The organism is Vibrio ichthyoenteri ATCC 700023, assembly GCF_000222605.1.
Taxonomy (GTDB): domain Bacteria; phylum Pseudomonadota; class Gammaproteobacteria; order Enterobacterales; family Vibrionaceae; genus Vibrio; species Vibrio ichthyoenteri.
This window is the reverse complement of sequence record NZ_AFWF01000264.1, coordinates 1-673: the sequence shown is the minus strand read 5'-3', so window position 1 is coordinate 673 and position 673 is coordinate 1. Positions and strand designations below refer to the sequence as shown.

The window sequence follows — 673 nt, the reverse complement described above, 5'->3', positions numbered from 1 at the left end:
CCTCGATACACCAGTGATGAACTCTGCAAGTTCATAGGTATGCCCATTGATAATGCGCAATCTCACTGCCTCGCGAGTTTTCTCTGGGAAATCACGATCGGAATAGAGCGACAGCAAGGCATCGAGCTGAGTTTCGGTTAAGAACTGGCGCATATCACCATCCCCAATCTCGCACCAATGTCAGGTGTGATGGATAATCAAAGCGCTGCGCAAATTGCTGCAGAAAACCCTCGCCACGCTCACTCAGTAACTCGGCATGGATAACAACTTCGGGCTTATTTATCCATTCTTGTTGCTGGCGCCAGTGATCGACAGAACCCTTATAACGTGGCTCCCAAGCATACCAAAGCCAGCGGCGATTTTTCTTATTACATACGAACGACCATTGCTCATTAACTTCACAAATGAGAGTAATGTTTGCTTTATAGAAAGGTATCGAGGTCACTTGCTTTGGCGAGAATTTTTTAAAGTGAGTAGCACGGTGTTATAGCACACCTTTAAGACACGGCTTGTTTCTCTAACACCAGAGCTATTCATGGTCATATCAATAATTTGTTCTTTGACATTGGAGATTTTAACACAAGTTCTCCATGTTGGAGTCATGATCCGGTTCCCTAAGCGGCAAAAGTAAGGGCAAATTTAACTATTTACCATAATGTGCATATCACGCATC

At 44.1% G+C, this 673-nt stretch carries 1 pseudogene; it reads right to left on the bottom strand.

The features are described 5' to 3' along the window. Nucleotides 1–304 precede the first annotated feature (304 nt). A pseudogene (locus RH85_RS22640) lies at nt 305–567 on the bottom strand (IS1 family transposase); the annotation flags it as partial. Nucleotides 568–673 lie beyond the last annotated feature (106 nt).